General features: G+C 72.9%; 18 protein-coding genes and 1 pseudogene. 9 read left to right on the forward strand and 10 right to left on the reverse strand.

The genetic code is table 11. From position 1 onward, the window contains the following. A pseudogene (locus E4099_RS33575) lies at positions 1-300 on the reverse strand (hypothetical protein); the annotation flags it as partial. 170 nt (positions 301-470) lie between these two features. Between E4099_RS33575 and E4099_RS10830 the strand changes: the two are divergent. Further along, the gene (locus E4099_RS10830) at positions 471-1139 is read left to right on the forward strand and encodes an ABC transporter (RefSeq protein ID WP_135338777.1); all 669 of its coding nucleotides are present in this window, start codon (positions 471-473) and stop codon (positions 1137-1139) included. A gap of 135 nt (positions 1140-1274) precedes the next feature. Here E4099_RS10830 and E4099_RS10835 read toward each other — a convergent pair whose 3' ends face one another. Both E4099_RS10835 and zapE read right to left on the reverse strand, forming a co-directional pair. Then, positions 1275-2645 (reverse strand): alkaline phosphatase PhoX, encoded by a 1371-nt coding sequence (locus tag E4099_RS10835; RefSeq protein WP_135338778.1) that lies wholly within the window; start codon positions 2643-2645, stop codon positions 1275-1277. Positions 2646-2711: 66 nt separating this feature from the next. Continuing rightward, positions 2712-3794, reverse strand: a complete 1083-nt coding sequence (zapE, locus tag E4099_RS10840; protein WP_245244752.1) for a cell division protein ZapE — start codon at positions 3792-3794, stop codon at positions 2712-2714. A gap of 107 nt (positions 3795-3901) precedes the next feature. On the opposite strand from zapE, the gene E4099_RS10845 reads away from it, so the two are divergent. The 5 genes from E4099_RS10845 (at position 3902) to E4099_RS10865 (ending at position 8360) form a co-directional block, all read left to right on the forward strand. Beyond that, entirely contained in the window at positions 3902-4675 is a 774-nt protein-coding gene (locus tag E4099_RS10845) for a pyrimidine reductase family protein (protein ID WP_135338780.1), read from the forward strand. 362 nt (positions 4676-5037) lie between these two features. Continuing rightward, the gene (locus tag E4099_RS10850; RefSeq protein WP_135338781.1) at positions 5038-5529 is read left to right on the forward strand and encodes an indole-3-glycerol phosphate synthase; all 492 of its coding nucleotides are present in this window, start codon (positions 5038-5040) and stop codon (positions 5527-5529) included. Positions 5530-5636: 107 nt separating this feature from the next. Then, a complete protein-coding gene (murC, locus tag E4099_RS10855; protein ID WP_135338782.1) occupies positions 5637-7052 on the forward strand; it encodes a UDP-N-acetylmuramate--L-alanine ligase in 1416 nt (471 codons plus the stop codon). Positions 7053-7064: 12 nt separating this feature from the next. Then, positions 7065-7478, forward strand: coding sequence for a peptide-methionine (R)-S-oxide reductase MsrB (msrB, locus tag E4099_RS10860; protein WP_135338783.1), 414 nt, complete (start codon positions 7065-7067; stop codon positions 7476-7478). Between the two features lie 252 nt (positions 7479-7730). After that, positions 7731-8360, forward strand: coding sequence for a LysE family translocator (locus E4099_RS10865; protein ID WP_135338784.1), 630 nt, complete (start codon positions 7731-7733; stop codon positions 8358-8360). 48 nt (positions 8361-8408) lie between these two features. Here E4099_RS10865 and E4099_RS10870 read toward each other — a convergent pair whose 3' ends face one another. The 4 genes from E4099_RS10870 to E4099_RS10885 form a co-directional block, all read right to left on the reverse strand. Beyond that, complete coding sequence (locus E4099_RS10870) at positions 8409-8702, reverse strand: hypothetical protein (protein WP_209446584.1); 294 nt, start codon at positions 8700-8702, stop codon at positions 8409-8411. Between the two features lie 66 nt (positions 8703-8768). Further along, positions 8769-10541, reverse strand: a complete 1773-nt coding sequence (gene treZ / locus E4099_RS10875; RefSeq protein ID WP_135338785.1) for a malto-oligosyltrehalose trehalohydrolase — start codon at positions 10539-10541, stop codon at positions 8769-8771. A 684-nt stretch (positions 10542-11225) separates the two neighbouring features. After that, positions 11226-11912 carry a response regulator transcription factor gene (locus tag E4099_RS10880; RefSeq protein WP_135338786.1) on the reverse strand — a complete coding sequence of 229 codons (687 nt, stop codon included), beginning with the start codon at positions 11910-11912 and terminating at the stop codon, positions 11226-11228. After that, positions 11909-13315, reverse strand: a complete 1407-nt coding sequence (locus tag E4099_RS10885; RefSeq protein ID WP_245244750.1) for a sensor histidine kinase — start codon at positions 13313-13315, stop codon at positions 11909-11911. The genes E4099_RS10880 and E4099_RS10885 overlap by 4 nt, the downstream gene beginning before the upstream one ends. Before the next feature lie 124 nt (positions 13316-13439). Between E4099_RS10885 and E4099_RS10890 the strand changes: the two genes are divergently transcribed. Beyond that, the gene (locus tag E4099_RS10890) at positions 13440-13700 is read left to right on the forward strand and encodes a hypothetical protein (protein ID WP_135338787.1); all 261 of its coding nucleotides are present in this window, start codon (positions 13440-13442) and stop codon (positions 13698-13700) included. Here E4099_RS10890 and lpdA read toward each other — a convergent pair. Next, positions 13666-15078, reverse strand: coding sequence for a dihydrolipoyl dehydrogenase (gene lpdA / locus E4099_RS10895; protein WP_135338788.1), 1413 nt, complete (start codon positions 15076-15078; stop codon positions 13666-13668). The two genes, E4099_RS10890 and lpdA, sit on opposite strands and share 35 nt — an antisense overlap. A gap of 83 nt (positions 15079-15161) precedes the next feature. Here lpdA and E4099_RS10900 point away from each other — a divergent pair, with 83 nt between their 5' ends. Next, positions 15162-16190 carry a LysR family transcriptional regulator gene (locus E4099_RS10900; RefSeq protein ID WP_135338789.1) on the forward strand — a complete coding sequence of 343 codons (1029 nt, stop codon included), beginning with the start codon at positions 15162-15164 and terminating at the stop codon, positions 16188-16190. Here E4099_RS10900 and treY read toward each other — a convergent pair. Further along, complete coding sequence (gene treY, locus E4099_RS10905; RefSeq protein ID WP_135338790.1) at positions 16187-18970, reverse strand: malto-oligosyltrehalose synthase; 2784 nt, start codon at positions 18968-18970, stop codon at positions 16187-16189. The genes E4099_RS10900 and treY overlap by 4 nt on opposite strands. A 370-nt stretch (positions 18971-19340) precedes the next feature. After that, positions 19341-21524: a glycogen debranching protein GlgX gene (gene glgX / locus E4099_RS10910; RefSeq protein WP_135338791.1), complete on the reverse strand. Its 2184-nt coding sequence runs from the start codon at positions 21522-21524 to the stop codon at positions 19341-19343. Between the two features lie 232 nt (positions 21525-21756). On the opposite strand from glgX, the gene E4099_RS10915 reads away from it, so the two are divergent. Then, positions 21757-22545, forward strand: a complete 789-nt coding sequence (locus tag E4099_RS10915) for a Tat pathway signal sequence domain protein (RefSeq protein WP_342451918.1) — start codon at positions 21757-21759, stop codon at positions 22543-22545. Positions 22546-22724: the final 179 nt, after the last annotated feature.

Consider the following 22724-nt stretch of genomic DNA (forward strand, 5'->3'; position numbering starts at 1 on the left):
CCCCAGCCCCTCCCGGTACCGGCCGTCGCGGACCGTACGACCGCTGCGGAGGGTGTGGCTGCCGCGGGCTGTGCGACCGCTGGGGACGGTGCGGCTGTCGCGGACGGTGCGGCCGTCGCGGAGGCGCGCGGGCCACTCACCGGGGCGGTCCCCCCGGCCCGGGCGGCCGTCGCGGACAGGACGGGCGGCGAGCCCGCCCCGCCGACCCGGTCCGCCGAGGACGCGGGGTGCCGGCGCGTACGGCTGTCCGTCGCGGCGGCGCACTCCGACGCCCTGCTGCGCGCCCTGCTCACCGCGCACCCCCCATGGCACATCCGATCCGTGGCGCCGCTCCCGGCCCCGCCGTCGGGGGAGCAGAGCCTCCCACCCGGGCGGGACGGCGGGCGGACCACCGCCCCGCCGGCACCGGGTGACCCGGGGGACGGCCGGCCGCCTGCCCAGGGATCCTCCGCACCCGATCCGGGAGCCGTATGACCGCCCTGCTCCGCTACCAGACCGCCCTGCTGCTGCGCTCCCACCGCTGGATGCCGCCGCTGGTGCTGTACGGCGCGTTCCTCGCGATCGGGGTGCGTACCGGCCAGCCGATCCTCGACTCGCTGGGATACGCGGCCGCCGCCCTGCTCCCCGTCGCCGCCTGGCTGGTGCGGGTCTGCGCCACCATGGAGCCCGCCGCCGCCCGCAACTGCGCCGCCGCGGCGGCCGGACCCGGCCGGGTGCACCTCGCCGGGCTGCTCACCGCGCTGGGCTGCGCCACGGTGCTGGGTGGGGTGGCCGCCGGGTTCGTCCTGGCGACCGGGGACCCGCACAGTGCCGACCACCGGGTCGCGCTGCCGGTCGCGCAGGCAGCCGCCGCGGGCCTGCTCGCCACCCTCGCCTGTGCGCTGCTCGGCACGGCGGTGGGCGCGCTGGGCAACCGTCCGGTGCTGCGCAGCCCGGGCTGGGCCGTCCCCGGCACCCTGGGCGGCGCGCTGCTGACGCTGATCGCCGGCGGTTCGCCCGCCAACGCCGCGGTGACCGGGCTGGTCAGCGGCTCGCAACACGGGACGGTGAGCATGCCGTGGTGGCCGCTGGCCGGCGCCGCCGCGGTGGCGGGCGGGGCGGCGGCCCTCACCTGCGCGCTCAGCTCCCGTCGCGGCTGAGCACGCCCGGGGAGGACGCCAGGGCACGGCCGCCGGCGACCGGGTACGGCCCCGGGTGCGGGGCGCCCCGTACCCCCTGCGGCGTCGGGGCCACCCCTGGGGCGGTCCCGACGCCGTGTCCGGCCGGGCCCGGGCTCAGCGCTGCCAGGGGCCGGTCACCGCGAAGGTGGTGCCGGGGGTGTAGCAGTTGACGTACATGGTGTCGCGGTCGGGGGAGAAGGTGACGCCCGCGAACTCGCCCCACTCCGGCCGCTCCGGGGTGCCGATGTTCTGCGCGCCGCGCGCCATCGGATAGACCTGACCGCGCGGGGTGAGCCCGAAGACGTGCTGGGCGCCGTCGCCGTCCTCGCAGATCATCAGGCCGCCGCTGGGCGCCAGCGTGATGTTGTCCGGGGACTCGCCGGGCAGCCGGACGTCCGTGTTCGGGCCGAAGACCACCACCAGGGTGAGCCGCCGGCGCTGGGGGTCGTACTTCCACACCTGGCCGAAGTGGTCCGCGGCCGAGCCGTTCGCGCTCCTGGCGAAGCTGGCGACGAAGTAGACGCAGCTGCCGCCCCAGTAGCAGCCCTCCAGCTTCTGGGAGTGGGTGACACCGCCGCCTCCGAAGTCCTGGAAGCGGATCGGGGTCTCCTTGGCAAGCGGGTCGGGCACCGGTACCCACTCGATGCCGTCGAAGTGGGTGCCGGTCTCCTGGACCACCGACAGATCGGGCACTCCCGGCACCCGCATCGCCTCCAGCCGGCCGCCCGCGCGCAGCGAGCCCCGGCCGCCGAGCGGCTTCTCCGGCAGGAACCGGTAGAAGAGGCCGAACGGGTGGTCGAAGGCGTCCTCGGTCTCGTAGACCACACCGTTGCGCGGGTCCACCGCGATCGCCTCGTGCTGGAAGCGGCCCATCGCGGTCAGCGGATGGGCGCCGGTGCGCCGCGGGTCGTACGGGTCCACCTCGAAGATGAACCCGTGGTCCTTGGCGTAGCCCCCCTCACCCGCCTTGAACTCGGTCTCCTCGCAGGTGAGCCAGGTGTGCCAGGGGGTGGGCCCGCCCGCGCAGTTGGTGGAGGTGCCGGCGATGGCCACCCGTTCGTCGAGCACCCTGCCCTGCCGGTCCAGGGTGATCGCGGTGCAGCCGCCCGGGGCCTGCGGGTCGTAGGTCAGCCCCTCGACCGTCGGCACCCGGTGCTTGGCGGTCTGCCGGTTCTCGTGGTTGCGGACGAGATGGGTGTGGGCGCGGCCGGGCCGTGCGGGGAAGGCGGCCATGCCGTCGCAGTTGCCGGGCACCAGCCCCTCACCGGACCGCAGCGGCTCGCCCTCCCGGGAGAGCACCCGGTAGCGGAAGCCCGCGGGGAGGTCGAGCAGACCGTCCGGATCCGGGATCAGCGGGCCGTACCCAGCGGTGCCGGTGGCCGCGGCGGCCGAGCCCGCGAAGATCTCGGAGAGGGTGCCGGCGAAGGCGATGCCCGCGCCGAGCGCGCCGGAACGGGCCAGAATCTGACGTCGAGTTGCAGACATGCGGTGACTCCCTGCTGGCGGACAGGAACACGACCGCACGTGTGTATCACGCAGCAGTGCCCGACGCTACGACTCGATCACACGTTGTGCGTCCCGGGCCAGCGCGGTCAGCCGCGAGATGGCCCGGAAGTACTTCTTCCGGTAGCCGCCGCGGAGCATCTCCTCGCTGAACAGGTCACCGAACGGCACCCCCGAGGCCAGCACCGGCACCTCGCGGTCGTAGAGCCGGTCCGCCAGCACCACCAGACGCAGCGCGGTCGACTGGTCCGGCACCGGCCGCACCCCGGTCAGGCACACCGCCTCGATGCCGTCGCACATCGCCCCGTAGCGGCTGGGGTGGACCCGGGACAGGTGCTCCAGCAGGGACGGGAAGTCGTCCAGCGAGGCGCCCGGGGTGCCGTACGCGGCCTTGGTGACCTGGTCGTCGCTGAAGGGTGCCGGTGCCTGCGGCAGTCCGCGGTGCCGGTAGTCCTCGCCATCGATCCGCAGCGTGCGGAAGTGCGCGGACAGCCCCTGGATCTCCCGCAGGAAGTCGGCCGCGGCGAAGCGGCCCTCGCCGAGCTTGCCGGGCAGCGTGTTGGAGGTCGCGGCCAGCGCCACACCCGCCTCCACCAGCTTCCCCAGCAGGCTGGAGACGAGCACCGTGTCGCCCGGGTCGTCCAGCTCGAACTCGTCGATGCACAGCAGCCGGTGCCCCCGCAGGGTCTGCACGGTCTGCTGGAAGCCGAGCGCGCCCACCAGGTTGGTCAGCTCCACGAAGGTGCCGAAGGCCTTCTGCTCGGGCGCCGCCGGGGTGGCGTGCCACAGCGAGGCCAGCAGGTGGGTCTTGCCGACGCCGTAGCCGCCGTCCAGGTAGACACCGCGCGGACCGCTGGGCCCGGCCGGCTGCTCCGCGCGCCGGAACCAGCGGCGCCGGCCTCCACCGGAGGCGGTGGCCCCGCCGTCGATCCGGGTGGCGAACTCGCTCAGCACCTTGACCGCGTCGGTCTGGCTGGGCTGGGCGGGGTCCGGGATGTAGTTGTCGAAGCGCACCGAGTCGAACCTCGGCGGCGGCACCATCTCCGCCACCAGCCGGTCGGCCGGTACCTGCGGGGTGCGGGCGGTGAGCGCGGCGGGGCCCCCGGCGGCGTCGCTCGGGGCGCCGGCTATCGGGCCGGAGGAGGCGGGTGAGGTGTTCGTGGACGGCACAGCTATCCAGCCTAGTCGCTCCCGGGCACCACCCCGTCCGGTGAGCGAGGCATGTCACACTGCCGCCCATGCGCCGTCTGTTCCCCCTGTCACCCGAAAGCTCCCCCTCCGCGTACGAGGACCGCGAGTGGAGCCTCGACGAGCTCGCCGACGCCTACGCCTATCCGGCCGGCGGGTCCGGTGGGTGGCTGCGGGCCAACATGGTCTCCTCGCTGGACGGGGCCGCCCACCACGGCGGCCGGTCGCAGCCGCTGTCCTCGGCCGCCGACATGCGGATCTTCGGGGTGCTGCGGGCGCTGGCGGACGCGATCGTGGTGGGTGCGGAGACCGTCCGCCAGGAGGGGTACCGGCCGGCCCGTGCCCGGGAGGCCTTCGCCGCCCGCCGGGCCGCGGCCGGTCAGGCGCCGGCCCCGGTGATCGCCGTGATCAGCGCCAGCCTGGACCTGGACTTCACGGCGCCGCTGTTCACCGCGCCGCTGGTCCGCACCCTGCTGCTCACCGGTGACGGAGCCGTTCCCGAGCGGATCGCCGCGGCCCGAGCCGCCGGAGCCGAGGTGGTGATCGCCGGCGCCGGGAACCGGGTGGATCCCGCGCGGGCGGTGGCGGAACTCGCCGAGCGGGGGCTGACCCGGCTGCTGACCGAGGGCGGCCCCAAGCTGCTGGGGCAGTTCGCCTCGGCCGGCGTACTGGACGAGGTGTGCCTGTCGCTGGCGCCGCTGGTGGCCTCCGGAGACGCCTCCCGCATCACCAACGGCCCCGTACTGGTCGAACCCGAGCGCTTCGCCCTGGCCTCGGTCCTGGAGGAGAGCGGGTTCCTCTTCACCCGCTACCGCCGGGCCTGAACCTCCGGCGCCCGGGGGCACCGCGGCGGGGCCGGTCCGGCGGGGTGCCCGCGTGCGGACGTGCGGCGAGGGGGCGGGCAGTGCCGGGGTGCTCCCGTACATGCGCCATGGGCCCGTACGCGGTGCCGGGGTACTCCCGCGCGTGCGCCATGGGCCGCACTCGGGCGGGCGCCCCAGGCATGGCGCGGCCATGAGCCGGACAGGTGAATGCCGTCGCCGGTCGGCGGCGGATGATCGGAAGAAGTCCGGAATTTCCCATTCCGTTCAGTCCGGCGGGCAGACTTGAACCGCGCGAGCCCGTGCGGGTGAGCGCAGGATGGTTTCTGTTGGCCCCGTGCCCAGAAGGAAGAAGGGCGTCCGCCGTGTTCACCAGCGTATTGATGATCGAGAAGCCCCTCGCCCCCACCGACGTGGAGTTCGTCACCACCCTGCACGGTGACGACCCGGTCTCCTTCGTGGTCCTCATGCAGCCGCGGGGCGACCAGGACCGGCTGCTCCGCGCACTCGACGACGTGGCCCTCGGTGAACTGGAGGAGGCCGTCCGCGAGGGCGACGAGCCGGAGGGCAGCGAAGCCGTGCGGCCCGCCCAGCGAGCCCTGGCGCACTCCCTCGCCGCCCTGCGCGCCGCCGGCAGCGAGGCCATCGGCGAGATCGTCGAACGCCACCCGCTGGACCTGCTGCGCTCGGTCGTGGAGCAGACCCACGCGGACGAGGTGATCGTGCTCACCGCGCCGCACTTCGTGGAGGAGTTCTTCCACCGTGACTGGGCCTCCCGAGCCCGGCACAAGGTCGGCGTCCCGGTGCTCAAGCTCTTCGCGCACGCCGTCGACGAGGACGAGCCCGCCGGCGGCTGACCGGCGGCCCGCGGCGCGGCGGTGCACCGGAGCGTGCGGGCACCCCGCCCCGAAGTGCGAGAATCGGCGCCGACAGCGAGAAACCGCGAGCCAGGGAGCCCACGCATATGGCAGCCGTTCCGTCCGCCATGGACCGACCGCACTTCATCGGCATCGGCGGCGCCGGAATGTCGGGCATCGCCAAGATCCTCGCCATGCGCGGCGCACAGGTCACCGGGAGCGACGCCAAGGACTCGCCGACCGCCGAGGCGCTGCGGGCCCTGGGCGCCACCGTGCACATCGGCCACGCCGCGGACCACCTCGCCCCGGACGCCGACTGCGTGGTGGTCTCCAGCGCCATCCGCGCCGACAACCCGGAGCTGGTCGCCGCCACCGAACGCGGCATCCCGGTGGTGCACCGCTCCGACGCACTCGCCGCGCTGATGGACGGCATCCGTCCGATCGCCGTCGCGGGCACCCACGGCAAGACCACCACCACCTCGATGCTGGCCGTCTCGCTCGGCGCGCTGGGCCTGGACCCGTCGTACGCCATCGGCGGCGACCTCGACGCGCCCGGCTCCAACGCCCACCACGGGACCGGCGAGATCTTCGTCGCCGAGGCCGACGAGTCCGACCGCAGCTTCCACCGGTACACGCCCGAGGTTGCGATCATCCTCAACGCGGAACTGGACCACCACGCGAACTACGCGTCGCTGGAGGAGATCTACGAGTCCTTCGAGACCTTCGTGGGACGCGTGCGGCCCGGCGGCACCCTGGTGATCTCCGCCGACCACCCCGGCACCCGCGAGCTGATCTCCCGCCTCAAGGGCGCCTCCGCGGCGGACCGGCTCAACCTGGTCAGCTACGGATCCGCCGACGACGCCGACCTGCGCGTCGTGGAGGTCGCGGCCCACGGCCTGACCAGCGAGGTCACCGTCGAGCTGCCGGACGGCGGCGGACAGCTCACCTTCACCGTCTCGGTCCCCGGCCGGCACTACGCGCACAACGCGGTGGCCGCGCTCGCCGCCGGCGCCGCGCTCGGCGTCCCCGCCCGCGAGCTGGCCCCCGCCCTCGGCGCGTACACCGGCGTCAAGCGGCGCCTCCAGCTCAAGGGCACCGCGGCCGGAGTGCAGGTGATCGACTCCTACGCCCACCACCCCACCGAGATCTCCGCCGACCTGGAGGCGATCCGCGGCGGCGCCGGCGAAGGACGGGTGCTGGTGCTGTTCCAGCCGCACCTGTTCAGCCGCACCCAGGAGCTGGGCGCCGAGATGGGAGAGGCGCTCACCCTCGCCGACGCCTCGGTCGTGCTGGACATCTACCCGGCCCGGGAAGACCCGATCCCCGGTGTCACCAGCGCACTCATCATCGACGCCGCCGTCCGGCAGGGCGCGGACGCCATCGCCGAGCACGACAAGGACGCCGCCGTGGCCCGCCTGGCAGGAATGGCACGGCCCGGTGATCTCGTTCTCACCATGGGTGCCGGCGATGTGACCGACCTCGGTCCGCGGATCCTCGCCCACCTGCAGAGCCCGGAGAGCTGAGGAGGGTCGTCCATGCCGTACGAGATCGACAAGCCCGAGGAGCAGTGGCGCGCGGAGCTGAGCCCGCAGGAGTACCACGTACTGCGCCAAGCCGGCACCGAGCCCGCCTTCACCGGGGAGTACACCGACACCAAGACCACCGGCAGCTACTCCTGCCGCGCCTGCGGCGCGGAGCTGTTCCGGTCCGACACCAAGTTCGAGAGCCACTGCGGCTGGCCGTCCTTCTACGACCCGAAGGACTCCGACGCGGTGGAGCTGATCGAGGACCGCTCGCACGGCATGGTCCGCACCGAGGTGCGCTGCGCACGCTGCGGCTCCCACCTGGGCCATGTCTTCGCGGGGGAGGGCTACCCGACCCCCACCGACCAGCGGTACTGCATCAACTCCGTCTCGCTGCGGCTCATCCCCGACGCCACCGCGGACTGACCGGGGACGGGCGGCCGACCCGCGGGGCATCGACCCGGGCGGGTCGGGCCGCGCCGCCCTGGCCGCGGTGCGCGGATGGGTGTGCCGGGACGGGCCGTGCCACCCCCCGCCGCAGTGCCCGCCGGGGGAGGGCATGTGCCGGCACCCTGGCGGTCCTGACCGGTGGGGAGGGCAGGCGCGAGACGATCCCCCGCGCACCCGGCACAGGGAATCCATTGGTGCTGGGAGCATGGCGCGGAGCAGCATGACCGGATGCTCACGACATTCATCGCCTTCCTCGGAGCCTGCCTCCTGATCGCCGCCTCACCCGGGCCCAGCACGGTACTGATCATCCGCCAGTCGCTGCGCAGCCGCAGAGCCGGAATGATGACCGTGCTCGGCAACGAGTCCGGGGTCTTCCTATGGGGCGTGGTGGCCGCCTGCGGTCTCACCGCGCTGCTCGCCGCCTCGCAACTGGCCTACGACGCCATGCGCATCGTCGGTGCCGTGGTGCTCATAGCCTTCGGCGTGCAGACGCTGCGGGCCACCCGGCGCGGCTCCGCCGAGGGCTTCGCCACGGAGCCGTCCGCGGCCCCGGCCGAGATATCCGGATGGCGCTCCTACCGCTCCGGCCTCCTGCTCAACCTGGCCAACCCGAAGGCCGCGGTCTTCGCCATGTCCTTCCTGCCGCAGTTCGTGCCCGCGGGCATGCCCGAGCTGCCCACCATGATCGGTCTGGCGGCCATCTGGGCCGTCTTCGAGGTGGGCTACTACGGCCTGTACGTGTACTTCGTCGGCCGGATGAAGGCAGTGCTCAACCGTGCCGCGGTACGTCGCCGGCTGGAGCAGGTCTCCGGCGGGGTGCTGCTGGCCCTCGGGGTGAAGATGGCGGTGGACGGCTGAGCCGACGCCGCCGGGAGCCCGATCACGGTCACCGCTGCGGCGCTGCGGTCAGCGCTGCAGCGCCGCCATGCCCCTGCGCAGGTCCTCGAAGTCCATCACGGGCTGGTAGGAGACGTCCGCGTCCAGCTCCAGGAAGAATTCCTCGGCGACCGCGGGCATCTGCGAGGACTCCGCCATGTCGAACACGAACAGCGCGGTGCGCCGGCCTCCCACGGTGGTGAAATAGGCGGCCTCCGGCTTCAGCTTCTCCATGGTCTGCTGGACGAGCTGGGCCATCGAACCGTTTCTGATCGCCTCGTTGGCGGACTGGGTGTTCATTCGAACGGTGAGCAGGGTGCGCATGACTCTCACTCCTCGCGCACGCACCGCGCCCGGTGCCGGAACCCGCACGCGAAAGGCACGGCCACGTCACCTACCAGCGTCCCGCCCGGCGCCTGCGGTCGCAAGGACGACGGCGGACCGCGGTGCCAGGGGCAGCCTGCCGTCGGGGTCCGGCGGTCCGGCCGACCGCCAGGCGGCCACCACCCGCGCCCCGGCGGCTTCGGCGCCCAGCGGCAGGGTGGCGGGCCGGTCGGCGAGGTTGACGGCGACATGGAACGGGCCGCGCCGGAAGGACACCGTGCCCTCCGGCGCGGCCGCCAGCGCCCCGTACTCCCAGCTCGGGTCGGACAGCGCCGGCTCCCCGCGGCGCAGTGCGATCAGCTGCCGATACCAGTCCAGCAACTCCGCGTGCGGGGCACGGCCCGGCTCCGACCAGTCCAGGCAGGAACGGTCCCGGGTCGCCGGGTCCTGGGGGTCGGGCACCTCCTCCTCGGCCCAGCCGTGTGCGGCGAACTCGCGACGCCGGCCGCGGCGGACCGCCTCGGCCAGCTCGGGGTCCGTATGGTCGGTGAAGTACTGCCAGGGGGTGGTCGCTCCCCACTCCTCGCCCATGAACAGCATCGGGGTGAACGGTGCGCACAGCACCAGGGCCGCGGCGCAGGCCAGCAGGTCGGGGGAGCAACCGGCGGACAGCCGGTCCCCGACCGCGCGATTGCCGATCTGGTCGTGCGTCTGGGCGTAGGCCAGCAGCCGGCTGGCGGGGGTGGTGCGCGGATCCAGTGACCGACCGTGCGAACGGCCCCGGAACGAGGAGTACCCCCCGTCATGGAAGAACCCGCCCGAGAGGGTCTTGACCAGGGCGGCGGCCGGATCGACCGCGAAGTCCGCGTAGTAGCCGTGGGATTCGCCGGTGAGCGCCGTGTGCAGGGCGTGATGGAAGTCGTCGTTCCACTGGGCATGCAGTCCCAGGCCGCCCGACTCGCGCGGGGTGGTGGTCCGTGGATCGTTCCGGTCGGACTCGGCGATCAGGAACAGCGGCCGGCCGGTCCACGCGGCCAGTCGGTCCACGGCCGCCGACAACTCGGCCAGGAAGTGCTCGGCCCGGGTGTCGCACAGGGCGTGCACGGCGTCCAGCCGCAGCCCGTCGAGCCGGTAGTCCCGCAGCCAGGCCAGCGCGCTGCCGATGAGGTAGGCGCGCACCTCGTCCGAGCCGGGCGCGTCAAGGTTCACGGCCGCTCCCCACGGAGTGTGGTGGGTGTCGGTGAAGTACGGTCCGAAGGCCGGGAGATGGTTGCCGGACGGGCCCAGATGGTTGTGCACCACATCCAGCACCACGCCGAGGCCGAGCCGGTGCGCGGCGTTCACGAAGCGCAGCAGGCCCTCAGGCCCGCCGTACGGTTCGTGCACGGCCCAGGGAGCGACCCCGTCGTAGCCCCACCCATGCCGCCCGGGGAACGGGCAGACCGGCATCAGCTGCACATGCGTCACCCCCAAATCGACCAGATGCGGCAGTCGTTCGGCCGCCGAATCGAAGGTCCCGGCCGGGGTGAAGGTGCCGATGTGCAGCTCGTAGAGCACCGCGCCGAGCAGGGCACGCCCGGGCCAGGACGGCTCGTGGTCGAAGAGGGCGGGGGAGACCACCGCGCTCAGGCCGTCCGGACCGTCGGGTTGGCGGCGGGAGCGCGGATCCGGCAGTGTCGGCCCGTCGTCCAGGGCGAAGCCGTACCGCGCCCCGTGCTCCGCCGCTGCCTCAGCCTTCCACCACCCGGCCCGCCCCGGGTCCCGCTCCATCGGATGCCCGCATCCCTCCAGCCGCAGCTCCACTCGTTCGGCATCCGGGGCCCACACCTCGAACAGCACTGGCGACTCCTCATCAGCGACATATCGACGTACCTCTCCCATGCTGGGTGCCTCCGCTCCTCCCCGCACCAGGGCATCCGGCCATGCCGACACCGGCACCTCGGCACGGGTCCCCGGCCCGGCCGACGGCACATCAGCGTCACCGGCACCCACGAAGGGGTGCCCCACCTTGCCTCTCGTCGGCGTCCCTCCGCAGGAACCCCACCCTCGCGGGAGCCGCTAGCCTGCCCAACTCTCGACAGGAACCCCGCCGCTCACGGGTCCCCCGGCCTGCCACGGGGTCCCTGGCCCGTCACCGAGTCCCCGGCGGGTCATGGGCCCCCGGCTGGTCACGGGGGCCCGGCCTGTCGCTGGGTGCTCGGCCCTCATGGGGGAGCCCTCGCCCCTCCACGGGCGCTTGCCTCGTGGGGGAGCCGCCTCCGCTTCCGCGAGCCACGGCCCTTCACCGGAGCTGTCTTCCCCTTCGTGAGCATTCGCCACGTGACGGGGAACCTCCCCGTCACGCAAGCCCCGGCCCCTTGGTGGGACCCGTCCGCCCGCTACCCGGCCGTGCCCCCGTTCCTCAGCAGGTGCCCTCGGCCGCCTGACGGGAGCCGCCCACCCGCGTCTGCACGCAGCTCTGCCACCGCAGCAGGCGCCTGGCAGCGGGCGCCGAGCCGACCCCGCTCGCCCCCGCGCTGTCCGTCAGCCCTCGTCGAGCAGACCCGCGTCATGCGCCAGGAGCGCGATCTGCACCCGGTTGTTGAGCCCGAGCTTGGCGAGGATCCGCGAGACGTGGGTCTTCACCGAAGGGACGCTCATGAACAACTCGGCTCCGATCTCCGCGTTGGACCTCCCGCGTCCCACCGCCACCGCCACCTCCCGTTCCCGATCGGCCAGGCCGCCCAGCAGCTCGCGTGCCCGGTTGCGCCGCAGATCCCGGCCGCCCCCGGCGACATGCGTGATCAACTGCTGGGTCACCGCGGGGGAGAGCACCGGATCCCCCGCCGCCACCCGGAGCACCGCCGACACCAGCTCGGCCGGCGGGGTGTCCTTGAGCACAAACCCCGCTGCCCCTGCGCGCAGCGCCCGCAGCACCTGCTCATCAGCGTGGAAGGTGGTGAGGATGACCACCTCCGGAGGGTTGGCGCGGCGCCGCAACTCCTCGGTGGCCGCCAGCCCGTCCAGCGTCGGCATCCGGATGTCCATCAGCACCACGTCCGGCACATGTTCGTCCACCAGGGCCGCGACCTCCGAGCCGTCCCTCGCCTCGGCCACGATCTCGATGCCGGACCCTCCGCCCAGCATCAGTCGCAACCCGGCCCGCACCAGCGGGTCGTCGTCGACGAGCAGCAAACGGACCGATACGGGTGGAGCAGCCGAAACACTCATGTGGGCCACGGTAGCCAGGCGTACAACCGGAAGTGACCGTTGCCCACCACGCCGGACTCCAGCCGTCCACCGGCGAGCGTGGCCCGCTCGGCCAGCCCGATCAGCCCCGTGCCGGACCCCGGGATCGCCGGTGCCGCCTGCCCGTCCTCACCTCCCTTTGCCGGGACCGTCTGATTGCGTATCTCCACGGTCAGGCCGCGGCCTGCGGCTCCGTCGGTGGTCACGGTCACCGCACCGCCCGGCGCGTGCTTGCGGGCATTGGTCAGTCCTTCCTGGACGATCCGGTATGCGGTCCGTCCGGTGGCCGCGGGCACCGCCAGCGCACCCCCCGCGGGCAGTCGGTCGTGTAGTTCCACCCGCATTCCGGCCTGAGCGGACTCCTCCACCAGGCGGGACAGTTCGGCCAGCGTCGGCTGCGGACGAGTCGGCTCCGCGTTGGTGCTGTCCCCGCTCGAGGCAGCCCCCGGTCCAGGGTCCGACGCCGAGGTGGCCGAGGCGCCCGCTACGGCAGTCCCCGCTGTCTCCCAGCCGGCCGTCTCCGAGCCCGCTGTCTTCAGGCCCGCCGTCTTCTCGCCCGCCGTCTTCTCGCCCGTCGTCTTGGAGCCGTCTGTCCGCGAGCCGTCTGTCCCCGCGCTCTCGCCGACGGGTGCCCGCAGCACCCCGATCACCTCGCGCAGGTCCTGGAGCGCCGCATGCGCGCTGCCACGTATCACCCCCGCGGCCTGGGCCACCTCCTCAGCCGAGGCGTCCTTCCGGTACTCCAACGCGCCCGCGTGCACGCTCAGCAGGGACAGCCGGTGGGCGAGCACGTCGTGCATCTCGCGGGCTATTCGCTCACGAGTCAACCGCTGAGCGTGTTCGGCTCGAAGTCTGGCCTCCGTCTCGGCGCGCCGCGCCCGCTCGCGCAGTGATTCCAGCAGCATCCGCCGGGAGCGCACGAACATGCCCCAGCCGATGACTCCCCCGTAGAGCACGAAGCCGATCAGCGCGGAGGTCACGATGCCCACCTCCGGATCGGGGTGCAGCAGGCTCGAGGCGAGCACCGAGCCGGCGGCCAGCGAGCTGATCGCGGCCACCGTGCGGAACGGCCGGTGCACGGCCACGGTGAAGAGCGCCGCCAGCGTCGGCCCCACCACATAGTGCGAGAGCAGACCGGCCAGGACCAGCACCGCGGCCAGCTCCACCGGCCGACTCCGGCGCAGCCACAGGGCGGCGCAGGCCAGCACCCCGGCCAGCTGATCGGCGAGCAGCTGGCCCGCGGGAATGTCCGGGTCCGAGGTGATCGAATCCGAGGTCATCACGGAGAAGAGGACCGCCAGCACGCACAGCGCGACGTCCACACACCAGTCGCGCGCCGAACGGCGCCCGGCGCGCACTGGAGTAAGGGTCTCGGAACTGCTCATGCCGTCGAATCTAACGAGGGGAACAGCCCCTTGGGCGTCCGCGAAGTCGATCGGCTACCAAAGTCGCCAGCCTCGATACTTTTGGCTGACCCGCTGCCCCACGCGGTCTTCCTAGCCTGGAGACATGAAGAAACTGATCGAGGTGCTCGGGATGTTCCTGCTGGTGACGGGCGTCGCCGGCATCATCCACCACTTCCTGAGCTGGTTCGGGTTCATGGGCCTGCTGCGGAAGATCCCGCTCTTCAAGCACCATGAGCTCCCCGCGAGCATCGGGGCGCTGGTGCTGAGCCTGCTGCTGTTCGTTCTGGCGGACACGCTGGGAAACCGGGCCGCAGGCGTGCAGGGCCGGCTCATATCTGGTGGAGACCGCGCCCGGCAAGAGTGAGGTACGCCTCGCCGACCGCCTCCGACAGGGTGGGGTGGGGGTGGATGTGCTGAGCCACATCCCCGGGTTCCGCTTCCCAGCCGACGACCAACTGCGCCTCGCTGATCATCTCCGACACATGGGGGCCGACCAGATGCACGCCCAGGACCGGGCCGGACGCCTCGGCGACGACCTTCACCATGCCCCCCTTCCCATGCACCATGCCCTTGGCCACCGCGGTCAGCGGCATCGTGTTCACCACCACCTCCCGCCCCGACCGGTGTGCCTCGGCCTCCGACAGCCCGACCGAGGCGGTCTGCGGACTGGAGTAGGTGACCCGGGGTATCGCGGAGTACTCCACCGGGCGCGGCGAGCGGCCCGCCAGGGTCTCGGCCACCACCAGACCCTCGGCGAACGAGGCATGGGCCAGGCCGAGCGAGGGCGGTGGCAGCAGATCGCCCACCACATGGATGCCGGGCACGGGGGTCTCCAATCGGGACCAGTCGGCCGGGGCGACAAAACCGCGGTCGTCGGTGGTGAGTCCGGCGGCGCCCAGCTCCAGGCCGTCGGTGACCGGCACCCGGCCCACCGCGACCAGCAGCCGCTCGGCGTCCAGGACGCGCACCTCACCGCGCAGGGTGCGCACGGTGGCCCGCACCCCGGAAGGCCGCCGCTCGGCCGCCTCCAGCCGGGCGCCGGTCAGCACCTCGATGCCGCGCTTCTTCAGACCGCGGGTCAGATGGCGGCTGACATCGGCGTCCTCCAGAGGGAGCAGCCGGTCCGCCGCCTCCACCAGGGTGACCTGCGCGCCCATCGAGCGGTGCAGCGAGGCGTACTCCACGCCGATCGCCCCTCCGCCGAGCACCAGCACGGAAGCCGGAAGCCCAGGGGCGAACAGGGCGTCGTCACTGGTGACCACATGGCGGCCGTCGGGCTCCAGGCCGGGCAGGGTGCGTGGGCGGGAGCCGGTGGCGAGCACGATCCCACGTCGGGCCCGCCACTCCCGCCCGGCGGGATCACCGCTGGTGAGTCTCACGGTGCGAGGCCCGGTCAGGGCAGCGGAACCACGCACCACCTGCACACCCGCGTGCGAGAGATGGCCCTCGACGCCGCGGTGGTTGCGGGCCACGATGTCGTCGCGCGTGGCGGTCAGCGCCGGCCAGTCGACGGCCTGCAGTGTGGCCCGCACGCCCCAGCGCTCCCGGGCCTCGGCGATCCCGTCCACCAACTCGGCGGCGTGCAGCATCGCCTTGCTGGGGATGCACCCCCGGTGCAGGCAGGTGCCACCGACCAGGTCGCGCTCGACAAGTGCGACTTCCAGGCCCAGGGCGGCGGCGCGCAGTGCGGTGCTGTAGCCACCGGTGCCGCCGCCGATGACGATGACGTCTGTCTCATGCATGAGGCCAGCCTCCGCCGCTCACGACGATGAGTCCAAGGCAATGTTTCTATGGAAGGGATGAATTTTGTTCATGGGGAGCGAGTATGAGTCTGCGGCAGATGGAGTATCTGGTGGCCGTGGTCGAGACAGCCTCCTTCACCCGTGCGGCCGAGTCGCTCAATGTCACCCAGTCGGCGCTCTCCCACCAGATCAAGGCCCTGGAGCGGGAGGTGGGGGGCCCACTGCTGGAGCGGCTGCCGCGCGGAGTGGGACTCACCCCCATGGGGCGGGCCTTCCTGCCACACGCCGAGTTGGCGGTGCGCAGTGCCGGTCAGGCCCGCCGGGCCGCGCGGGCCGCGGCCGGGGCGGTGGGCGGTGAGCTGCGGGTGGCCGGCGTGCACGCCGTCGCGGTCGGTGTGCTGCCGCCGGTCTTCGCGCGCTGGCGCCGGGAGCGTCCGGAGGTCTCCTTGGTACTCCACGAGTACGCCACCACCGAGGAACTGCGGGAATGCATGGAGCGCGGAGTGGCCGATGTGGCCCTGGGCCCGCGGCCCAAGGAGTGGCGCGGGCCGGTCGTCTCGCTCGGGGAGGAGGAGATCATGGTGATCGTGCCGCCCGACGATCCGCTGGTAGGCCGCGGTGCGGTGCGGCTGGCCGAACTCGCAGATCGGGAGTGGGTGCGCTGCGAGCTTGAGCCCGTGGTCCACGGCCAGGCGTGGCTGGACTGGGCCTGCGGCCAGGAGGGGTTCATACCGCGTACCGGGGTGCGGACCGAGCACAGCTCCACCGCGGTCAGGATGGCGGCGGTCGGCGCGGGCATCGTCGCCAGCCCCACCCATGTGGCGGCGGGCGTGGACTGCGCGACGGTGCCCTTGGACCCACCGTGGCGACGCGAGTTGACGGCGTTCTCCCGAGTGGAGCTCACCGGCGCCGCCGCGGCCTTCGTGGAGCTGCTTCGTGACTGCGTCTCCCTGCCCGGGCCTGAGCTGGTCCGGTCCAGGGGCGGTTCTGGGCTGGTCCGGGACGGGGGCGGGCCTCAGCCGGTCGGGGACGGGCGCGGGCCTGAGCTGGTCCGGGATGGAGGACGGGCCTGGGCTGAGCAGGGACGGGAGGGGACTGTGCCGCGGGGTTAGGAGGGGCGGTCGCGAACCAGCAGGGCTACCGGGAGTTCAGCGAAGAGGTCGGCCAGGGGAGCCCGGCCCCGGAGCGCGGTGCCGCTGAGGAGGTCCCGCCAGGTGCCGGGAGGAAGGGGGAGGGAGGTTCCGGCCCAGCCGCCGCGTTCGGCGAGCCGACGGGAGAGCCGGGTGACGGCGGTGATGACCGCACCGGCCCGGGCGAAGGCCACGCAGTGTGCGGCGGCCGAGCCCACGGCGGCCAGCGGTGTGTAGGAGCCCTGGGCGCCGAACCACTCCGGGTGGTGCCGGCGCAGCCGTAGCGCGGTGGCGGTGACCCGAAGTTTCTCGGCGTCCAGGCCGTCCGGGTGCTGCCCCGCGTCCAGGTCGGCCAGCAGCTGCGACCGAAAGCACGGAGGTTGGCGGTTGTCCGGATCGACCAGTGCGCGATAGACGCTCTCGGTGCCCGTATAGAGGTCCGGGACACCGGGCATGGTGAGGTGCAGCAGCGTCGCCCCCAGAGTGTTCGCCCGTGCGGGGGCGGACAGCTCCTGCTCCAACGCGGCGAAGCCCGGACCGGTCACCCCGTTCGGCCCGCACAGGCATGCCTGGGCGAAGGTGGCCACGGCGTCCTCGTACTCGGCGTCCGGTTCGGTCCAGGTGGTGCGCAGACCCGCCTCGCGTACCGCCTTGAGCAGTGCCGGTGTCAGGCGCACCGGGGTCGCGTCCGCCGCTCCCAGGCCCAGCGCGGTCTGCCAGGCGACCCAGACCAGCTGCGGGTCAGGCGCCCGAGGCGCGTCCGCCCCGGGGGCAGTCGTCTGGGGGGCGCGGGACTGATCTGCTGGGGGTGTGCCCGGGCGGGGCTCGGCCTTCTGCGGTGCGTCCGCCGGGGGTTCGCCCAGTTGGGTCGATGTGTGCCGGGTGTGGCCTGGGGATGCGCCCGATGGGGGCGCGCTCGTCCGCGGGACGTCCGTCCGAGGTGCGTCCGTCCGGCGGGCGGCCGTCTGGGGGGCGTGTGCCTGGGCCTGGTCTCGTGGGGGTGTGTCCAGGTGGGGTTCCGCCTTCTGCGGTGGGTCTGGCTGGGGGGCGTCCGGTTGGGGCGGTGTGTGCGTGGCGTCGCCTGGAGGCCCGGCGATCGGGGCCGATTCCAGGGCCTCGGTGAGGAACTGCCGCCAGCGTCGCGGGCACTCGGTCAGCGCCGCCAGCCGGGCCCGGACATCGGCACTGCGCTTGGTGTCGTGGGTGGACAGCACGGTGCCGGTCAGCGGCCAGTCCCTCAGCAGCCGGGTACAGAAGGCGTGGAACTCCTCGGGAGCCACCGTCGGATCCCCGGGGTCGCCTCCGACCTCGGCGGCGGACAGCAGCGGGGTGTAGCGGTAGAAGGCGGTGTCCTCGACCGCCTTGGCACGCAGTGCGGCGGCGGTCTGGGCGAACCGTGCGCAGAACTCCCGGTACGGCGGTCCGTCGCCCAGCCGGCCCAGTGCCGCCGCGCACACCGTGTCCACCGCCCCGGCCTCCTCCGGCACGGTGAACGCGGTCCGGGCCTGCCGGGCCGCCGCCTCCAGCATCGTGCTGTCGGCACTCCGGAGGGGTGTCCCGGGCGCGGCGTACGGCCGGTAGACCGGCAGTCGGACCAGCAGTTCGCGTAGGGCGGTGCGCAGTGCCCAGGGCGCGTGGTCGCGCAGCCGGGGCGTGTCCGCGCAGATCCGGCTGGCACAGCGGACCAGCCGGTCCAGCTCCGCGGCGAGTTCATGGTCGAGCACCTGGCAGGCGGCGCGGCGCACGGTGGCGGGCCAGTCACCGCCCCGGTCGGTGGGCGGTGCGGTCATCGCGCGGTAGACATGGGTGAGCTCCTCGAGTCCGGTCGGGTCGAGGAAGAGACCGTCGATGTGGTGCAGCGCGTCGTAGCCGGTGGTGCCGGCCACCGGCCAGCCGTCGGGCAACCGTTCACACCGGGCCAGGATCTTCTCCACCACGGTCCACCGGCCGCCGGTGGAACGGGCCAGCCGGCGCAGATAGCCCGCCGGGTCGGCCAGCCCGTCGGGATGGTCCACACGGAGGCCGTCGATCACGCCCGCCGCCATCAGCTCCAGGAGTTTGCCGTGGCTGGCGGCGAACACCTCCGGGTGTTCCACCCGCACCGCGATCAGCGTGGAGATGGTGAAGAAGCGCCGGTAGTTCAGTTCGGTGCGGGCCAGCCGCCACCAGCCCAGTCGGTACCACTGCGGCTCCAGCACCTCGGGCAGCGGCAGTTCCTCGGTGCCTGGCCGCAGCGGGAAGGCGTGGTCGTGGTAGCGCAGGACCCCGCCCTCCAGACGCAGCGCCTTGAGCTCCTCGCCGAGCGGTCCGCCGAGCACCGGCAGCAGCACCTTGCCCTGGTGCTGGGTCCAGTCGATGTCGAACCAGCGGGCGTAGCGGGATCCGGGGCCGTCCCGCAGCACCTCCCACAGCGGGTGGTTGAGCCGTTCGGGTACCGGTACGGCCATATGGTTCGGCACGATGTCGGCGATCAGCCCGAGACCGTGGGCATGCGCGGTGTCGGCCAGCTCGCGCAGGGCTTCCTCGCCGCCCAGCTCGCCGCGCACCGAGCAGTGGTCCACCACGTCGTAGCCGTGGGTGGAGCCGGGGACCGCCTCCAGCACTGGGGACAGATGCAGGTGCGACACGCCGAGCGAGGCCAGGTAGGGCACGGCGTCCCGGGCCGCCGCGAACGGAAAGCCGGGTTGCAGTTGCAGCCGATAGGTGGCGGTCGGCGCATCGGGGCGGACCGACCCGGGCGGTTCGGTGGATTCGGGCGTCATATGAGCGTACGTACCCATCAGGGGTGGCCGTCAGGGTGCGGGACGGCAGGCAGCACCCGGATGCGGGCACCGCCCGAGAACCATCCTCCTCCTGGCGCTTCCGCCCTCGGCGGCCCAGCCCCACGGTCCCCGGGACTCGGTCCTGCCGGTCTGCCGCGGTCGAGCCGGCCTGTTTCCCGGGCTCAAACCGTCCGGTCCGTCGCTGCCCAGCCGTCGCGATCGGTGGTGGCTGGGTCCTGCCGGTCCGCCGCGGTCGAGCCGGCCCGATCCCCGATGGCCCAGCCGTCTGGTCCGCCGCTGCCCGACCTCCCGCTCCCCGGCGGCGCAGCCCTCCGCGACCCCGCTGCCCAACCGTGCGGGTTCCCGCGCCTCAGCCGCGGTTCCGGCCGCCCTCGAAGCGCCCCGAGGCCCTGCGGCCGGTGCTCTGGCCCGGCCGCTGGAGCACCATCAGGCTGCGGTCCATCAGGGTGAGCCGGTCACCCGCCCCGACCTTGGCGCCGCTGCCCGGGTCCACCCCGGTGGGCTCCCCGGTGTCCACGACGACCTGCCACAGGCTGCCGTGGTCGACGGGCACCGTGAAGTCCAGCGCCTCGTGGTGGGCGTTGAACATCAGCAGGAAGGAGTCGTCGTGGACGCGCTCCCCGCGCGGGCCGGGCTCGGAGATCGCGGAGCCGTTGAGGAAGACGGTCAGCGACTGGGCGTGCACCGCCTGCCAGTCGCCCTGCCGCATCTCCTCCCCCTCAGGGGTGAACCAGACGATGTCCGACAGCTCGTCATGGGTGCCCTCCACCGGCCGCCCGTGGAAGAAGCGGCGTCGGCGGAAGACCGGGTGGTCCCGGCGCAGCCAGACCAGGGTCCGGGTGAAGCGCATCAGTTCGAGGGCCGCGGCGCCCGCCGGGTCGGCCGGGTCCGGCCAGTGCACCCAGGACAGGTCGCTGTCCTGGCAGTAGGCGTTGTTGTTGCCGCGCTGGGTGCGGGCGAACTCGTCGCCGTGGCTGAGCATGGGCACGCCCTGGGACAGCATCAGGGTGGCGATGAAGTTGCGCATCTGCCGCCCACGCAGGGCCAGGATGGCCGGGTCGTCGGTCTCGCCCTCGGCGCCGCAGTTCCAGGACCGGTTGTGGTTCTCCCCGTCGCGGTTGGCCTCGCCGTTGGCCTCGTTGTGCTTGCTGTCGTACGAGACCAGGTCGTGCAGGGTGAACCCGTCGTGGCAGGTGACGAAGTTGACCGAGGCCAGCGGTCGCCGTCCGTCGCCCTGGTAGAGGTCGGAGGAGCCGGTCAGCCGGGAGGCGAACTCGGCCAGGGTGCGCGGCTCGCCCCGCCACAGGTCGCGCACGGTGTCCCGGTACTTGCCGTTCCACTCCGTCCACAGTGGGGGGAAGTTGCCGACCTGGTAGCCGCCCTCGCCCACGTCCCAGGGTTCCGCGATCAGCTTCACCTGGCTGACCACCGGATCCTGCTGCACCAGGTCGAAGAACGAGGAGAGCCGGTCCACCTCGTGGAACTGCCGGGCCAAGGTGGCCGCCAGGTCGAAGCGGAAGCCGTCCACCCGCATCTCGGTGGCCCAGTAGCGCAGCGAGTCCATGATCAGTTGGAGCACGTGCGGGCTGCGCATCAGCAGCGAGTTCCCGGTGCCGGTGGTGTCCATGTAGTACCGCGGGTCCTCGGCGAGCCGGTAGTACGAGGCGTTGTCCAGGCCCCGGAAGGACAGCGTCGGGCCCAGGTGGTTGCCCTCGGCGGTGTGGTTGTAGACCACGTCCAGGATGACCTCGATGCCCGCCTGGTGCAGGGCGCGCACCGCCGACTTGAACTCCAGCACCTGCTGTCCCCGGTCGCCCCAGGAGGCGTAGGCGTTGTGCGGGGCGAAGAAACCGATGGTGTTGTAGCCCCAGTAGTTGGCCAGCCCCGCGTCCACCAGCCGGTGGTCGTGGACGAACTGGTGTACCGGCATCAGCTCCAGGGTGGTCACCCCCAGTTCGGTCAGATGCTCGATGATCGCCGGGTGGGCGAGCGCCGCGTAGGTGCCGCGCAGCTCCTCCGGGAGCCGGGGGTGCAGCATCGTCAGGCCCTTCACATGGGCCTCGTAGATCACGGTGCGGTGGTAGTCGGTGCGCGGCCTGCGGTCGTCGCCCCAGTCGAAGTACGGGTTCACCACCACCGAGGTCATGGTGTGCGGGGCGGAGTCCAGGTCGTTGCGGCGGTCCGGCCGGTCGAAGTGGTAGCCGTAGACCTCCTCACCCCAGGCGATCCGCCCGCTGACCGCCTTGGCGTACGGGTCGAGCAGCAGTTTGGCCGCGTTGCAGCGGTCCCCGCGCTCCGGCTCGTACGGGCCGTGCAACCGGAAGCCGTACCGCTGCCCCGGCATGATCCCGGGCAGGTAGGCGTGCCGCACGAAGGCGTCGTTCTCCCGCAGTTCCACGGCCGTCTCCGAACCGTCGTCGTGCAGCAGGCACAGCTCGATGCGCTCGGCGGCCTCGGAGAACACCGCGAAGTTCGTACCGGCGCCGTCGTACGTGGCACCGAGGGGGTAAGCCTGTCCTGGCCAGACCTGCATGCGTCGACTCTTCCACTTCTGCTCCGTGCGTCGCGATGACGCGTGAGGGCCCCAGGCCCGCGGAGCGAGCGGCCATCACGGCCCAACTGGCGTCCCGGGGCACCGCTTTCACCAGATCTTCCTCAAAAGCGAGGCAACCTGCGACCACATCGGTTCGTCCTACAGGGTGACTCCGTGTACTGGATCTCATGGTATGCGGCTTTTGGTGCGATACCCGAACTTGGGGGAGATTGTGCGTACGATAGGCCGCCACCTGGGCAAGGTGGTGGCAGGTGTCGGTGTCGGGGTCACCGCCGCGGCGGCCCTGGTGGCCGTGCTGGTCCCGGGCGAGGCCTCCGGCAGCGACCGGGACCCGGGCGCCGGGTCGGCCGCCGGTGAGCCGGAGCGGGGCCGGCCCGCGGTGGTGGAGGAGGCGCCCCCGCAGCGGGAGCGGGGCACCGGGCGGGACCCGCTGACCGACACCGAGCTGCGGCGGGCCGAGCGGATCGCCCTCGGCCAGGGATTCCGGCACAGCGCCCAGGACGTACGGGGGCGACCCGGCCCGCAGCGGATCGCCACCGACCTCGCCGAGCTGACCCCTGACCAGGTCGGCCAGGCGGCGCCGTCCCGACGTGCCGAGGTGGAGCTGTACGACTATCGGACCGACGCCTACATCACCAAGACCGTCGACCTCGCCACCGGCGCCGTCCGGCACACCGACACCCAGCGCGGAGTGCAGCCGCCGCCCACCGGCGAGGAAGTGCGCGAGGCGGCCCGGCTGCTGATCGCCGATCCGCTCGGCAGCGGCCTGAGGGAGGACTTCGCCGACGCCACCGGGAAGCCGCTGACCAGCCCCGACCAGCTGACCGTCACCGGATTCGTGTACCGCGTCGACGCGGAGAACCCCGGGCCCCGGGCGCTCGCCGACTGCGGCCGGCACCGCTGCGTCCGGCTGTTCACCCGAGTGGTCAACGGCCCGTGGATCGATTCCCGCCCCCTGGTGATCGACCTCAGTGACCGCAAGGTCGCCCGGCTCGGCTGACCACCGCGCCGGCATCCCAGACCTCGTACGTCCCGGTACAGGAGCCCCTTCATGCGTGATCGCAAACCCCCCACCACTCCCGGCCGGCTCGCCGCGGCCGCCGGAGCCTGTCTGCTGCTCGGCACCGCGAGCGTGGCGGCCGGACCGGTGGGCGCCGCCCAGGCCACCCCCGCCTCCCC

Origin of the sequence: Streptomyces palmae, from assembly GCF_004684805.1 — a bacterium.
GTDB lineage: Bacteria > Actinomycetota > Actinomycetes > Streptomycetales > Streptomycetaceae > Streptomyces > Streptomyces palmae.

Coding starts and splice junctions, on each gene's coding strand:
- treY (WP_135338790.1), bottom strand. CDS start 18,970: ATGACGCCCGAATCCACCGAACCGCCCGGGTCGGTCCGCCCCGATGCG.
- msrB (WP_135338783.1), top strand. CDS start 7,065: ATGCCGTACGAGATCGACAAGCCCGAGGAGCAGTGGCGCGCGGAGCTG.
- glgX (WP_135338791.1), bottom strand. CDS start 21,524: ATGCAGGTCTGGCCAGGACAGGCTTACCCCCTCGGTGCCACGTACGAC.
- E4099_RS10870 (WP_209446584.1), bottom strand. CDS start 8,702: ATGCGCACCCTGCTCACCGTTCGAATGAACACCCAGTCCGCCAACGAG.
- murC (WP_135338782.1), top strand. CDS start 5,637: ATGGCAGCCGTTCCGTCCGCCATGGACCGACCGCACTTCATCGGCATC.
- E4099_RS10845 (WP_135338780.1), top strand. CDS start 3,902: ATGCGCCGTCTGTTCCCCCTGTCACCCGAAAGCTCCCCCTCCGCGTAC.
- E4099_RS10900 (WP_135338789.1), top strand. CDS start 15,162: ATGAGTCTGCGGCAGATGGAGTATCTGGTGGCCGTGGTCGAGACAGCC.
- E4099_RS10865 (WP_135338784.1), top strand. CDS start 7,731: ATGCTCACGACATTCATCGCCTTCCTCGGAGCCTGCCTCCTGATCGCC.
- E4099_RS10885 (WP_245244750.1), bottom strand. CDS start 13,315: ATGAGCAGTTCCGAGACCCTTACTCCAGTGCGCGCCGGGCGCCGTTCG.
- E4099_RS10830 (WP_135338777.1), top strand. CDS start 471: ATGACCGCCCTGCTCCGCTACCAGACCGCCCTGCTGCTGCGCTCCCAC.
- E4099_RS10890 (WP_135338787.1), top strand. CDS start 13,440: ATGAAGAAACTGATCGAGGTGCTCGGGATGTTCCTGCTGGTGACGGGC.
- E4099_RS10835 (WP_135338778.1), bottom strand. CDS start 2,645: ATGTCTGCAACTCGACGTCAGATTCTGGCCCGTTCCGGCGCGCTCGGC.
- lpdA (WP_135338788.1), bottom strand. CDS start 15,078: ATGCATGAGACAGACGTCATCGTCATCGGCGGCGGCACCGGTGGCTAC.
- E4099_RS10880 (WP_135338786.1), bottom strand. CDS start 11,912: ATGAGTGTTTCGGCTGCTCCACCCGTATCGGTCCGTTTGCTGCTCGTC.